Genomic DNA, 12,648 nt, shown 5'->3' on the forward strand with positions numbered 1-12,648 from the left:
GCAGCGGCGCGGGCGCGGGGCACGGAACCGACCTGACTCCCCGGTAGCTTTCGCGTGACGGGCCCCGCCGGACCGTCGTTAGCCCAGTGAGGCCCCGGCCGGAGGGCGGCGGCAGAGGGATCGGACGGGTGATGGCGGCAGCGGTGTCCACAGGCGGGCGGGGGACGGCGACAGGGCGGCGGGGCGGCCCGGTGGCCCGGGTGGCGGTCGCGGGGGTCGTGGCGGCCGCCGCGCTCGGTGCGGCGGCGCTGGGCACGGTCGTGCTGGCCGGGTGCGCGGGCCGGGTGGAGGGCAGCACGGCCGTGCCGGGCACGCCCCAGGACGCGGCGTTCGTCAGTACGCTGAGCGGCGCCGCCGACGCCCTGGTGGCGGCCGGCACCTCCCGGGTGGCCACCTCGATGCGGATGGCCAGCGGCGGCACCTGGCTCACCATCACCGGCACCGGCGGCTTCGACTACGCGGCCGGGCGCGGCCGGCTCACCGTCACCCTGCCCCGGGACGCGGCCGGCGTCCAGGAGCACAAGCCGATCACCGAACTGCTCACCCCCGGCGTGCTGTACATGAAGGACCGCGGTGAGGGCGTGCCGGCCGGCAAGTGGGTACGGGTGGACACCACCCGCCTGCCGGACCTGAACGTGGTCACCGGCGGCGCCACCGAACCGCTGGCCGCGGCCGAGTTGTTGCGCGGCGCCCAGGACGTGAAGTTCGTCGCACAGGAGACCCTGCCGGACGGCACCCGGGTGCGGCACTTCCGGGGCACCGCCGACATCGTCCGCGCCGCCGCCGCGGCACCCGCCCCCGCCCGGGCCGCCCTGGACGCCGCCGCGCGCGGCTTCGCGGTGACCCGGGTGCCCTTCGACGCCTGGCTCGACCCCTCGGGGCGGCTGCGCGAGCTGAGCCAGACCTTCACCTTCAGCGCGGCCGGTACCAGGCGCGGCGCAGGCCGGAACGCGACGGTGGTCTCGACCATCCGTTACGGCCACTTCGGCGCGCCGGTTTCGGTGATCATGCCCCGGCCTGCGGACATCTGGTCAGGAAAGATCGTTTCGGCACCCGCTGGGTAGGGGCCAGGCCCGGTCGGGCGACGCTAAATGGTCCTTCCGTGCCATGCGGCGGGGCACATTTGGTCCCTAGGCTTGTGGGCGGCCGTTGACGGGTGTACGGGCACGCGTACACCCGCGCTCCCCAGCGAGGAGGTGGTGTGCGCATGCCGTCGTCCGGAACCACGGTGCAGGACGACCCGGTGGCCCTCGCCGAGATCGACCTGTTCGGCGAGCTGATGATCGCCGCGATCACCGCCGACGAGGAGCGGTTGAGCTTCGCCCGCATCGACGAGGTGCTCGAGGTCGGCCGGCCCGAGGCACTGTCCGGCGCACTGGAGGTCGGGCCGGCCGGCCCGGCGGGCTAGAACCGGGCGGGACCGGGCGAACCGCCGCCGGCGCCGGGCAGTGCCCGGGCCGGAACCGGGCAGGGCGGCCGGAGAACCCCCGCCGCCCGTGGCGCCCGTACTCCTCAGGTCCGCAGCAGGCGGGCTATCGCCGCTGTCGCCTCCGCGACCTTCTCGTCGACGTCGGGGCCGCCGCCGGCCGCCGCGGCGGCCACGCAGTGGCGCAGGTGCTCCTCCAGGAGCTGGAGGGCGAAGGACTGCAGCCCCTTGGTGCTGGCCGACACCTGGGTGAGGATGTCGATGCAGTAGACGTCTTCCTCGACCATCCGCTGCAGGCCCCGGATCTGGCCCTCGATCCGGCGCAGCCGCTTCAGATGGGACTCCTTGTCCTGGCTGTAGCCATGCGGTCCCAGCGGCTTCACAATCTCCCCCGCGACCCTTTCCGTGGTCATCCCGCCCGCCAGCCCTTCTGTCCCGTTATACCCCCGATGGGTATACCTTACCGAATCGATACTGAGTGCGAGGCATCCCCCGTCCGGGGGACGTTTGTCGATGGGCGACACTGGGTGACGCCGGTTAGCCGCGGCCGGATGATGCGCCTAGCATCATCGAGACCCGATACGAAGGACACCGAGGACCTCACGTGCGCTTTCGTCTGACCCCCAGGGAGACGAGCTTCTATGACATGTTCGCCGCATCCGCGGACAACATCGTCACCGGTTCGAAGCTCCTGATGGAACTGCTCGGGGCCGATCCGGCAACGAGGACCGAGATCTCGGAGCGGATGCGGGCGGCCGAGCACGCGGGGGACGACGCGACGCACGCGATCCTTCACCAGCTGAACTCCTCCTTCATCACCCCTTTCGACCGGGAGGACATCTACACCCTGGCCGGGTCCCTCGACGACATCATGGACTACATGGAGGAGGCCGTTGACCTGGTCGTCCTCTACAACATCGAGGAACTCCCCAAGGGGGTCGAGCAGCAGATCGAGGTGCTGGCGCGGGCCGCGGAGCTGACCGCGGAGGCGATGCCCAACCTGCGCACGATGTCCAACCTCACCGAATACTGGATCGAGGTCAACCGGCTGGAGAACCAGGCCGACCAGATCCACCGCAAACTGCTCGCACACCTGTTCAACGGCAAGTACGACGCCATCGAGGTCCTCAAGCTCAAGCAGATCGTCGATGTCCTGGAGGAGGCGGCGGACGCCTTCGAGCACGTCGCGAACACGGTGGAGACCATCGCGGTCAAGGAGTCCTGACCCGACGTGGACACGTTCGCCCTGGTCGTGACCATCGCGGTCGCGCTGTTCTTCACCTACACCAACGGTTTCCACGACTCCGCCAACGCGATCGCCACCTCGGTGTCCACCCGGGCGCTGACCCCCAAGGCGGCGCTGGCGATGGCGGCCGTGATGAACCTGGCCGGCGCCTTCTTCGGGTCGGGCGTGGCCAAGACGGTGAGCAAGGGACTGATCGCCACCCCGCAGGGCCGGTCCGGGATGGCCATCCTCTTCGCGGCGCTGGCCGGGGCAGTGGCGTGGAACCTCGTCACCTGGTACTTCGGGCTGCCCTCGAGCTCCAGCCACGCGCTGTTCGGCGGCCTGGTGGGCGCCGCGCTGGCCGGCGGCGTCACCGTGCACTGGAACGGCGTCGTCGACAAGGTTGTCGCGCCGATGTTCCTGTCCCCGGTGGCCGGCCTGGTGGTCGGCTACCTGCTGATGCTGGGCATCCTGTGGTTCTTCCGCCGCTCCAGCCCGAACCGCACCAAGCGCGGCTTCCGGATAGCCCAGACCGTCTCGGCCGCCGCGATGGCGCTGGGCCACGGCCTCCAGGACGCCCAGAAGACCATGGGCGTGGTGGTCCTTGCGCTGGTGATCAACGACCCGTCCAAGGGCTTCGGCATCCCGGTGTGGGTCAAGCTGGTGTGCGCGCTGATGATGTCGCTGGGCACGTACGCCGGCGGCTGGCGGATCATGCGCACCCTGGGCCGGCGGATCATCGAGGTCGACCCGCCGCAGGGCTTCGCCGCGGAGACCTCCTCGGCCGCCGTGCTCTACGTCACCGCGGTCTTCAACGCGCCGGTCTCCACCACGCACGTCATCACCGCGGCGATCATGGGCAGCGGCGCCACCAAGCGGATCAAGGCGGTGCGCTGGGGAGTGGCCCGCAGCATCGTCGCGGGCTGGTTCATCACGATGCCGGCCGCCGCGCTGGTCGCCGCCGGCTGCTACTGGCTGGTCCGCGTCGCCTTCGCCTGACCGCCGCCCGGACCGTAAACGCCCCGTTCCCCCACGTTCCGACAGCAGTGCCCGGACATGGATCAGGCCCCGCCCCCATGAAGGAGGCGGGGCCCGCGCCCTGCGGTGGCACCGCCATGCAGCACCGCACGGCGGTCCCGGTCAGCCGAAACGGCCGGAGATGTAGTCCTCGGTGGCCTGCACCGTGGGGTTGGAGAAGATCCGCTCGGTCTCGTCGATCTCGATGAGCTTGCCGGGCTGGCCGACCGCCGCCAGGTTGAAGAAGGCGGTACGGTCCGACACGCGCGCGGCCTGCTGCATGTTGTGGGTGACGATCACGATGGTGAACTGCGTCTTCAGCTCGCCGATCAGGTCCTCGATGGCGAGGGTGGAGATCGGGTCGAGCGCCGAGCACGGCTCGTCCATCAGCAGCACCTGCGGCTCGACCGCGATGGCGCGGGCGATGCACAGTCGCTGCTGCTGACCGCCGGACAGGCCCGAACCGGGCTTGTTCAGCCGGTCCTTGACCTCGTTCCAGAGGTTGGCGCCCTTGAGGGACTTCTCGACGATCGAGTCGAGTTCGCCCTTCTTGCGGATGCCGTTCAGCCGCAGACCCGCGGCCACGTTGTCGTAGATCGACATGGTCGGGAACGGGTTGGGCCGCTGGAAGACCATGCCGACCGTGCGGCGCACGGAGACCGGGTCGACCCCGGAGCCGTACAGGTTCTCGTCGTCCAGCAGCACCTTGCCCTCGACACGGGCACCGGGCACGACCTCGTGCATCCGGTTCAGGGTGCGCAGGAAGGTGGACTTGCCGCAGCCGGAAGGGCCGATGAAGGCGGTCACCGACCGCGGCTCGATGGTCATGGAGATGTCGTCGATGGCGCGGAAGGTGCCGTAGTAGGCCGACAGTCCGCTGACGTCGATTCGCTTGGCCATGGTGGGGATCACTTCTCTTCTGCTGATGGCCGCGTCAGCGGCCCGTCTTGGGTGCCTTCCAACGGGCAATGGCGCGGGCCAGCGCGTTCAGGATCATCACGAACGCGATGAGCACCAGGGCTGCCGACCACGCGCGGTTGTAGCTCGGGTCGTTGCCGTTCGTGTACTGCTGGTAGATGTAGTAGGGAAGCGACGACTGGGGCCCCTGGAAGGGGTTGTTGTTGATCACGTCGCTGCCGAACACCAGCAGGGCGATCGGGGCGCTCTCGCCGGCGATACGGGCGACAGCCAGCATGACACCGGTGGTGATACCGCCGACAGCCGTCGGGATGACCACCTTGGTGATCGTGCGCCACTTGGGCACACCCAGCGCCAGCGACGCCTCGCGCAGCTCGTTCGGGACGAGCTTGAGCATCTCCTCGGTGGAGCGCACCACGACGGGGAGCATCAGGATGGTCAGCGCCAGCGAGCCGGCGAAGCCCTCGTGCGGGGCCTGGCCGGTGGCCTCGAACCACACCGACAGGATGAACAGACCGGCCACGATGGACGGCACACCGGTCATGACGTCCACGAAGAACGTCACCCAGCGGGCCAGCCGGCCCACCCCGTACTCGACCAGGTAGATCGCGGTGAGGATGCCGATCGGGGCGGCGATGGCGGTGGCGATGGCGACCTGCTCCAGGGTGCCGATGATGGCGTGGTACACGCCGCCGCCGGGCTGGATGGTCAGCACGTTGTTCATCGAGTGGGTCAGGAAGGTGCCGTCGAGCGCCTTGGAGCCCTTGCTGATCGTCGTCTGCACCAGCGAGTACAGCGGGATCACGGCCAGGATGAAGGAGGCCCAGATCAAGCTGGTGGCCACCCGGTCCTTGGCCTGGCGGCGGCCCTCGACCCGGGCGGTGATCGCGTAGGAGCCGGCCACGAACAGGAACAGGGCGAGCAGGCCCCACTGGATGTGGCTCTTCCAGCCGGCCGCGGCGCCGACACCGAAGCCGACCACTATGGCGCCGACCGCGATGCCCAGCGGGGCCCAGCGGGGCAGCCGGGCGGTGGCCAGCCGGCTGGGCGCGGGGGCGCCGGACAGCGGCTGCGCGTCGTTGACTACGTCGCTCATGCGTTGGCCCCCGAGTACTCCTTGCGGCGCTGGATGATGATCCGGGCGGCGCCGTTGACCAGCAGGGTGATGATGAACAGCACCAGGCCGGAGGCGATCAGCGCGTCGCGGCCGAACTCGTCGGCCTCACCGAACTTGGCGACGATGTTCTGCGAGAAGGTGCCGCCGAGCGGGTCGAGGATGTGCCCGGACAGCTGCGGGGAGGCGGACAGCACGGTGGCCACCGCCATCGTCTCGCCGAGCGCGCGGCCCAGGCCCAGCATGGAGGCCGAGATGATGCCGGAGCGGGCGAAGGGGAGCACCGACAGGCGGATGACCTCCCAGCGGGTCGCGCCGAGCGCGAGCGCCGCCTCCTCGTGCATCCGCGGCACCTGCCGGATCACCTCGCGGCTGACGTTGGTGATGATCGGCAGGATCATGATGGCCAGCAGGATGCCCACGGTGAACAGCGAGCGGGGCGCGGAGTTGGGGTCCTGCTTGTGGAAGATGTAGGTCCAGCCGAAGTACTTGTCCAGCCAGAGGTTCAGGCCTCTCAGGTGTGGCACCAGGAACAGGGCGCCCCACAGGCCGTAGACGATGCTGGGCACCGCGGCGAGCAGGTCGATCACGTACGCGATGGGGCCGCCGAGCCGGCGGGGCGCGTAGTGCGTGATGAACAGGGCGATGCCGACCGCGATCGGCACCGCGATGAGCATGGCGATGATCGAGCTGACGACGGTGCCGTACGCCAGGACCGCGACGCCGAAGACCGGCGGGTTCAGACTGGCGTTCCACTCGAAGGTGGTCAGGAAGTTGCCGTGGTCCTTGGAGATCGCCTGGACCGCGCGGTAGGTCAGGAAGATGGCGATCGCGGCCATGACCACGAGCAGGAAGATGCCCGAGCCGCGGGAGAGACCGGAGAAGATCCGGTCGCCCGGCCGCGTCACGGTCCGCGTTTTCTGCGGGGGAGCGGTAGGGGGTGGAGCGGTGGTTGTCATGGAGATTCTCCGGTCTGTGTGGGGGAGCCGGGGCTCCCCCGGCGGCGGTGCACCGGATGTACGACGGGCCCCGCGGCGATGGTGCGTGCCGCGGGACCCGTCGCCTGGATCAGGAAAGGGCCGTGATGGCCGACTGGACCTTGGTGGCGATCTCGGTCGGCAGCGGCGCGTAGCCGGCCGAGGAGAGCATGCCCTGGCCCTGGCTGCTGGCGATGTAGTTCAGGAAGGACTTGGTCAGCGGCAGGGTGCTGGCCTTGTTGCCCTTGTCGCAGGCGATCTCGTAGGTCACCAGGACGATCGGGTAGGCGTTGGCGGCCTTGGTGGTGTAGGCGCCGCTGAGGTCCAGGGACAGGTCGGCACCGGTGCCGACGACCTTCGCGGAGGCGATGCCCGCGGAGGCGTTGGCGGAGGTGGCCTCGACCGGCTGCGGGGCGCCGGTGTTGATCTTCACCGTCGGGATGCTGCTGGCGGTCGCGTAGGACAGCTCGAAGTAACCGATGGAGCCGGCGGTCTGCTTGACCAGGCCCGCCACGCCGGAGGACTTGGCAGCCGCCTGGCCGCCCTTGCCCGCCCACGCCTTGGCGTGCTCGTACGGCCACGCGGCCGGGGCGGCACCCTTCAGGTACTTGGTGAAGTTGTCGGTGGTGCCCGACTCGTCCTGGCGGTGCACGGTCTGGATCTTGGTGCTCGGCAGGTTGACGCCCGGGTTGAGCTTCTTGATGGCGGCGTCGTTCCAGGTGGTGATCTGGCTGTTGAAGATCTTGGCCAGGGTGGTGGCGTCCAGCACCAGGTTGTTCACGCCGGGCAGGTTGTAGCCGACCGCGATCGGGCCGCCGACCATCGGCAGGTCGATGCCCGTGCCACCGGCGCAGACCTTCTTGGAGGAGGCGACCTCTTCCGGCTTCAGCGGGGAGTCGGAGCCGGCGAAGGCGTCCGTGCCCTGGTTGAAGTCGACGATGCCCTCGCCGGAGGACGAGGGCTTGTAGTTGATGGAGGCGCCGGAGCAGGCCTGCTGGTAGTTCTTCACCCACGCCTCGATGGCGTTCTGCTGGGCGGTCGAGCCGGAGGCCAGGACCTGGCCGGTGGCGCAGGAGATGCCCGAAGCGTTCGCGGAGCTGCTCGTGGTGCTGCCGCCCGCGGAGGCGCTGGCGCTCGGCGTGGAGTTGCTGCTGCTGTTGTTGTCCGAACCGCAGGCGGTCAGGACCAGCGCGCCGGTAACCGCGACCGCGCCGACGGTCAGAGCGCGCAGTCCGTTCTTACGCTGAAGCTTCACCTTCGTGTGTTCCTTCCGAGAGCCCGCCGGTGGACGGCGAAGCAGAGGGTTGAGGTTTTCTGCATCCACCCGGCGGCACAGTGCCCACCGGTACGGCCGAAATTAGGCAGATCAGGTGAAGCGACCCTCGGGGGATGGTGAACGGGAGGTGAACCTCGTCCATCAGGGTGGTGGCGCACTTTTTTCGCGTCACACAGAGCGTCGTACGAGTGACACATGCGGTTTACGGATTAGATGGGGTCACGACCGCGTAACGTTACGGTTTCAGCGCGCGTAGAAGACTCGCAGGAAAGCGTCGACGAGCGGGCGGTCGCGTTCGTGGGTGAGCCGCGCTCGAGCGGCGGCCGGACTCAGCCACACGACCGCGTCCACCTCGCGGCTGGGCTCGAAGCGGCCGGCGACCGCGCGCGCGGCCCAGTACCGCACTTCCTTGGGCCGGCCGTCGACCAGATAGTGGGTGGGCGGCAGCGGTGCGCCCAGCTCGCACTCCATCCCCGTTTCCTCGCGGGTCTCGCGCACCGCGGCCGCCGCGAACTCCTCGCCCCGCTTGAGCTTGCCCTTGGGCCAGCTCCAGTCGTCGTAACGCGGGCGGTGCACCAGCGCGAGCCGCGGGGGGGCGGCGGGCGGGTCGGCCGGCCGTGGGCGGGCGCGCCGCGCCACAGCACCACGCCGGCGGCGCGCACGACCTCCGCCCGATCACGCCGGTCGTACGTATCGCGCTCGTCGTGCCGGTCGTGGCCGTCGCGATCGCGTTCGCCGTGCTCGTCGCGCTGATGGGGCTGGTCGTGCGGCACGCGCTCGTCATGCGGCACGTGCTGGTCGTGCTGCGCCTGGTGCTCCTGGTGTTCCGGTCGAGTCATACCTGCCCGTGCGTTCCCCGTGTACGTGGCTGTCGTGCGGTCGCCTGCTCCGTTACTCCGTACGTACTCCCGGTGCGGGCGCCGCATTCGCGTCCTGCCCCTGCGTCTGCCACAGCCGGGAGAAGGCGAAACGGGCCGCCTCGACCTCGTGCCGCTGGTCGGCGTGGAGCACGCCGAGCGCGTAGGCGGTGGCCGGGGCGATCCGCGGGGTGCGGGCCGCGGAGGCCACCGCGGCGGCGGACTCGCTGGCCTCGCGGTGCCGCTGGAGCAGCGTCGCGGCATCGCCGAGCCGCTCGTCGGCGCGCGGCTCGGCGCCGGGCACCTCCGCGGCGTAGCGGGCCAGCCGCAGCAGGATCCGTACCTGGTGCCAGGGCGCGTCCTGGAGGTCGGCGGTCAGTTCCGCGCCCAGGGCCGCCTGCACCGCCTCGGCGTTGTACGGCAGCGCCGCCCGGTGCAGCGGCAGCGCGTCGGCCGCGTCGCACAGCCGCTGGTACGCCTGCCCGGCCAGGGCCGGCAGCACCTCGTGGGCCGGCTGGGCGGCGCCGGGGGTCAGCGGCACCTCCGAGGCCAGCACCGCGATGGAGTCGGCCAGCCCGTGGAACCGAGAGGAGCCCATGGCCTGGAGGGTCGCGGAATGCGCCCGGGTGCGGGCCAGGGTGAGCTGCCGCTCCAGCAGGGCCGCGGCCCTCGCTGCGCCCAGCGCCAGTGGTGCGGCCCCGCCGCCCGCGGCGGCCACCTCGGCCGGCGGCCCGTCGGACGGCAGCGGCAGCGCCGCGCTGAGCACCGCCTCCGGGGTGCCCGCGGCCGACAGCCGGCGCAGCGCGTCCACCAGCCGGGCCAGCCGCGTCGCGTACTGCGGCTCGCGTCCCAGCGTCGCCGACAGCCAGGCCAGCTCCGCCCGCAGCGGCTCGGCCCAGCCCGGGTCGGCCAGCGGCGCGTACGTGTGCAGGACCCCGGCGATCCGGCGGGCACTGCCGCGCAGCAGCGCGTCCGCCTCGGTCTCGCTCTCCCCGCGCAGGCTCAGGCCCCGCAGGAAGGCGGTGGCCTGCTGCTGGAGGTAGGCGGTGAACGCCCCTCCGGCGGAGATCGCGACCGTGCCGATCGTCCCGCCGTGGGCCGGACCGCCGCCCGGCGCCGCCTTGCCGCTGGCCACTGTGTTGCTCCCCGTGGTTCCGGCCGCCGTGCGGTCGCGCGGCGGCGCACTGCTCGTCGTCACTGCCGTCGTCGTCACGTCTCTCGTGACTGCCGCGGCGGCGGTGGCACCGCGGGCCCGGCCGCGCCGGGCCGGTGCCGGGGCCGGCGGCGGGCTGGCGCCGCCCGCGGTGCCGCCGCCCACCGCGTGGTGGTGCGCGGCGGCGGTCGTCTGCTCAGGGAGCTGCTGCGCCTGCTCAGGTAGCTGCTGATGGGCCACGCCGGCGCCTCCGGGCGTCGATGAGCATCTCCTGGACGTTGACCAGCGGCCGGCCGTCGGGGTCGGTGCTGTGCCGGGTCCAGTTCCCGTCCGCCGCCAGGTGCCAGGAGGACGTGGTGTCCGCCATCCCGGTCTCCAGCAGGCGGTTCAAGGTGGCGCGGTGAGCCGGGTCGGCGACCCGGACCAGCGCCTCGATGCGGCGGTCGAGGTTGCGGTGCATCATGTCGGCGCTGCCCAGCCACACCTCGGGCTCGCCGCCATTGGCGAAGACGAACACCCGGGAGTGTTCGAGGAACCGGCCCAGCACGCTGCGGACCCGGATGTTCTCCGACAGGCCGGGCACGCCGGGGCGTACCGCGCAGATCCCGCGTACCCAGATGTCCACCGGCACGCCCGCCTGCGATGCCCGGTAAAGGGCGTCCACGAGGGCCTCGTCGACGATCGAGTTCAGCTTCATCCGCACGTACGCCGGACGGCCCGCGCGGTGGTGCTCGACCTCCGCCATGATCCGCCGGATCAGCCCCTCGCGCAGGCTGCGCGGTGCCACCAGCAGCCGGCTGTACGACTCGCGGCGCGAGTACCCGGACAGCCGGTTGAACAGGTGCGACAGGTCCGCGCCGACCTGCTGGTCGGCGGTGAGCAGGCCCAGGTCCTCGTACAGCCGGGCGGTCTTGGGGTGATAGTTGCCGGTGCCGACGTGGCTGTAGCGGCGCAGCACCTCGCCCTCCTGGCGCACCACCAGCGACAGCTTGCAGTGCGTCTTCAGGCCGACCAGGCCGTACACCACGTGGCAGCCGGCCTCCTCGAGCTTGCGGGCCCACTTGATGTTGGCCTGCTCGTCGAAGCGCGCCTTGATCTCGACCAGGACCAGCACCTGCTTGCCCGCCTCGGCCGCGTCGATCAGCGCGTCCACGATCGGCGAGTCGCCGGAGGTGCGGTACAGGGTCTGCTTGATGGCCAGCACGGCCGGGTCGGCGGCGGCCTGGTCCAGGAAGGCCTGCACGGAGGTGGAGAAGGAGTCGTACGGGTGGTGCAGCAGCACGTCCTGCTCGCGCAGCGCCGCGAAGATGTCCGGCGGCGAGGCGGACTCCACCTCGGCCAGGTCGCGGTGGGTGCCGGCGATGAACTTGGCGTACTTCAGCTCCGGCCGGTCCAGCTGGGCGATCGCGAACAGGCCGGTCAGGTCCAGCGGCCCGGGCAGCGGGTAGACCTCGGTGTGCTTCATCTTCAGCTCGTGGACGAGCAGGTCCAGCACGCGCGGCGCGATGGACTCCTCGACCTCCAGCCGCACCGGCGGGCCGAAGCGGCGCCGCATGAGCTCCTTCTCCAGCGCCTGGAGCAGGTTCTCCGCGTCGTCCTCCTCGACCTCCAGGTCCTCGTTGCGGGTGACCCGGAACATGTGGTGGTCGATGACCTCCATGCCGGGAAACAGGTCGTCCAGGTGCGCCGCTATCACGTCCTCCAGCGGCACGTACCGCTGCGGGCCGGCCTCCAGGAAGCGGGACAGGATCGGCGGCACCTTCACCCGGGCGAAGTGCTGGTGCCCGGAGACGGGGTTGCGCACCACCACGGCCAGGTTCAGCGAGAGCCCGGAGATGTACGGGAAGGGGTGCGCGGGGTCGACCGCCAACGGGGTGAGGACCGGGAAGATCTGCTGTCGGAACAGGATCGCCAGCCGCTCCTGCTCCTGCCGGGTGAGTTCACCCCACCGGATGACGTGGATGCCCTCGTCGGCGAGCTGCGGGGCGACGTCGTTCTGGAAGCAGGCGGCATGGCGCGCCATGAGCTCGCGGGACCTGGTCAGTATCAGGTCCAGTACTTCCTTCGGCTGCAGCCCCGAGGCCGACCGGGTGGCCACCCCGGTGGCCATGCGGCGCTTGAGGCCGGCCACCCTGACCATGAAGAACTCGTCCAGGTTGCTGGCGAAGATGGCCAGGAACTTCGCCCGCTCCAGCAGCGGCGTGGCCGGGTCCTCGGCCAGCTCCAGCACCCGCTCGTTGAACGCCAGCCAGCTGCGCTCACGGTCCAGGAAGCGGCCGGGCGGCAGCTCCTCCCCGAATTCCTCGCCCGCTCCGCTCAGGTCCGGCAGCTCCGGCTCCGGCGGGCTGACCAGGCGCGGCCGGAAAACGCCGTCGGCCGCCCCCTCCGGCTCCCCCGACAGGGGCTGGGCGGGGACACTCGGGTGATTCGTCTGGGCCATGGTGTGCGAGCCCTCCTCAGGTTCCGGCACGTGGTACGCGCGGCCGGCGGCCTTGCCGAGGTGGCCATCAGCCGTCACTCCATTGTCCCGGGTGCCGGTGACTTTCGGCAGGTCGGGCGGGGGAGAGGGGGGTGGGGCAGCGGGCTGCATCCTGCGATGCTCGCAAGGGCGGTTGAATCGCCGGTAACGAGCGCATGGCCGTAAGGCAAGCGAGACACTTCCGGAGTACGTCGCCGCACGCCTGC

At 70.9% G+C, this 12,648-nt stretch carries 11 protein-coding genes and 1 pseudogene; 4 read left to right on the forward strand and 8 right to left on the reverse strand.

Annotation, left to right across the window (positions count from 1 at the left end):
* Positions 1 to 200 precede the first annotated feature (200 nt).
* Positions 201 to 1,064, forward strand: a complete 864-nt coding sequence (locus ITX44_RS28495) for an SCO4651 family lipoprotein (RefSeq protein WP_205360425.1) — start codon at positions 201 to 203, stop codon at positions 1,062 to 1,064.
* 143 nt (positions 1,065 to 1,207) lie between these two features.
* Entirely contained in the window at positions 1,208 to 1,408 is a 201-nt protein-coding gene (locus ITX44_RS28500; protein ID WP_205360426.1) for a hypothetical protein, read from the forward strand.
* A gap of 104 nt (positions 1,409 to 1,512) precedes the next feature.
* Here ITX44_RS28500 and ITX44_RS28505 read toward each other — a convergent pair whose 3' ends face one another.
* On the reverse strand, positions 1,513 to 1,839 hold the full coding sequence (locus ITX44_RS28505) for a metal-sensitive transcriptional regulator (RefSeq protein ID WP_205360428.1): 327 nt from the start codon (positions 1,837 to 1,839) through the stop codon (positions 1,513 to 1,515).
* 191 nt (positions 1,840 to 2,030) lie between these two features.
* Here ITX44_RS28505 and ITX44_RS28510 point away from each other — a divergent pair, with 191 nt between their 5' ends.
* Positions 2,031 to 2,651, forward strand: a complete 621-nt coding sequence (locus tag ITX44_RS28510; RefSeq protein ID WP_205360430.1) for a DUF47 domain-containing protein — start codon at positions 2,031 to 2,033, stop codon at positions 2,649 to 2,651.
* A gap of 6 nt (positions 2,652 to 2,657) precedes the next feature.
* Positions 2,658 to 3,650: an inorganic phosphate transporter gene (locus ITX44_RS28515; protein WP_205360431.1), complete on the forward strand. Its 993-nt coding sequence runs from the start codon at positions 2,658 to 2,660 to the stop codon at positions 3,648 to 3,650.
* Positions 3,651 to 3,791: 141 nt separating this feature from the next.
* Here the strand turns inward: ITX44_RS28515 and pstB are convergent, their stop codons facing one another.
* From pstB to ITX44_RS28550, 7 genes and pseudogenes are all read right to left on the reverse strand, one after another.
* Entirely contained in the window at positions 3,792 to 4,568 is a 777-nt protein-coding gene (gene pstB / locus ITX44_RS28520; protein ID WP_205360432.1) for a phosphate ABC transporter ATP-binding protein PstB, read from the reverse strand.
* Between the two features lie 34 nt (positions 4,569 to 4,602).
* Positions 4,603 to 5,682, reverse strand: a complete 1,080-nt coding sequence (gene pstA / locus ITX44_RS28525) for a phosphate ABC transporter permease PstA (RefSeq protein WP_205360433.1) — start codon at positions 5,680 to 5,682, stop codon at positions 4,603 to 4,605.
* Positions 5,679 to 6,659 (reverse strand): phosphate ABC transporter permease subunit PstC, encoded by a 981-nt coding sequence (gene pstC / locus ITX44_RS28530; RefSeq protein ID WP_205360434.1) that lies wholly within the window; start codon positions 6,657 to 6,659, stop codon positions 5,679 to 5,681. The genes pstA and pstC overlap by 4 nt, the downstream gene beginning before the upstream one ends.
* Positions 6,660 to 6,768: 109 nt before the next feature.
* Positions 6,769 to 7,932 (reverse strand): phosphate ABC transporter substrate-binding protein PstS, encoded by a 1,164-nt coding sequence (gene pstS / locus ITX44_RS28535; RefSeq protein WP_205360435.1) that lies wholly within the window; start codon positions 7,930 to 7,932, stop codon positions 6,769 to 6,771.
* Positions 7,933 to 8,196: 264 nt separating this feature from the next.
* Positions 8,197 to 8,615: pseudogene (locus tag ITX44_RS28540) on the reverse strand (NUDIX hydrolase).
* Between the two features lie 229 nt (positions 8,616 to 8,844).
* Entirely contained in the window at positions 8,845 to 10,203 is a 1,359-nt protein-coding gene (locus tag ITX44_RS28545; protein WP_372441017.1) for a CHAD domain-containing protein, read from the reverse strand.
* Positions 10,181 to 12,403, reverse strand: coding sequence for an RNA degradosome polyphosphate kinase (locus tag ITX44_RS28550; protein ID WP_205360436.1), 2,223 nt, complete (start codon positions 12,401 to 12,403; stop codon positions 10,181 to 10,183). Before ITX44_RS28550 ends, ITX44_RS28545 begins: the two co-directional genes overlap by 23 nt.
* Between the last annotated feature and the right edge of the window lie 245 nt (positions 12,404 to 12,648).

Origin of the sequence: Actinacidiphila acididurans (assembly GCF_016918855.1) — a bacterium.
In the GTDB taxonomy this organism is placed as follows: domain Bacteria; phylum Actinomycetota; class Actinomycetes; order Streptomycetales; family Streptomycetaceae; genus Actinacidiphila; species Actinacidiphila acididurans.

Coding starts and splice junctions, on each gene's coding strand:
- ITX44_RS28500 (WP_205360426.1), top strand. CDS start 1,208: ATGCCGTCGTCCGGAACCACGGTGCAGGACGACCCGGTGGCCCTCGCC.
- ITX44_RS28505 (WP_205360428.1), bottom strand. CDS start 1,839: ATGACCACGGAAAGGGTCGCGGGGGAGATTGTGAAGCCGCTGGGACCG.
- pstB (WP_205360432.1), bottom strand. CDS start 4,568: ATGGCCAAGCGAATCGACGTCAGCGGACTGTCGGCCTACTACGGCACC.
- pstA (WP_205360433.1), bottom strand. CDS start 5,682: ATGAGCGACGTAGTCAACGACGCGCAGCCGCTGTCCGGCGCCCCCGCG.
- pstC (WP_205360434.1), bottom strand. CDS start 6,659: ATGACAACCACCGCTCCACCCCCTACCGCTCCCCCGCAGAAAACGCGG.
- ITX44_RS28550 (WP_205360436.1), bottom strand. CDS start 12,403: ATGGCCCAGACGAATCACCCGAGTGTCCCCGCCCAGCCCCTGTCGGGG.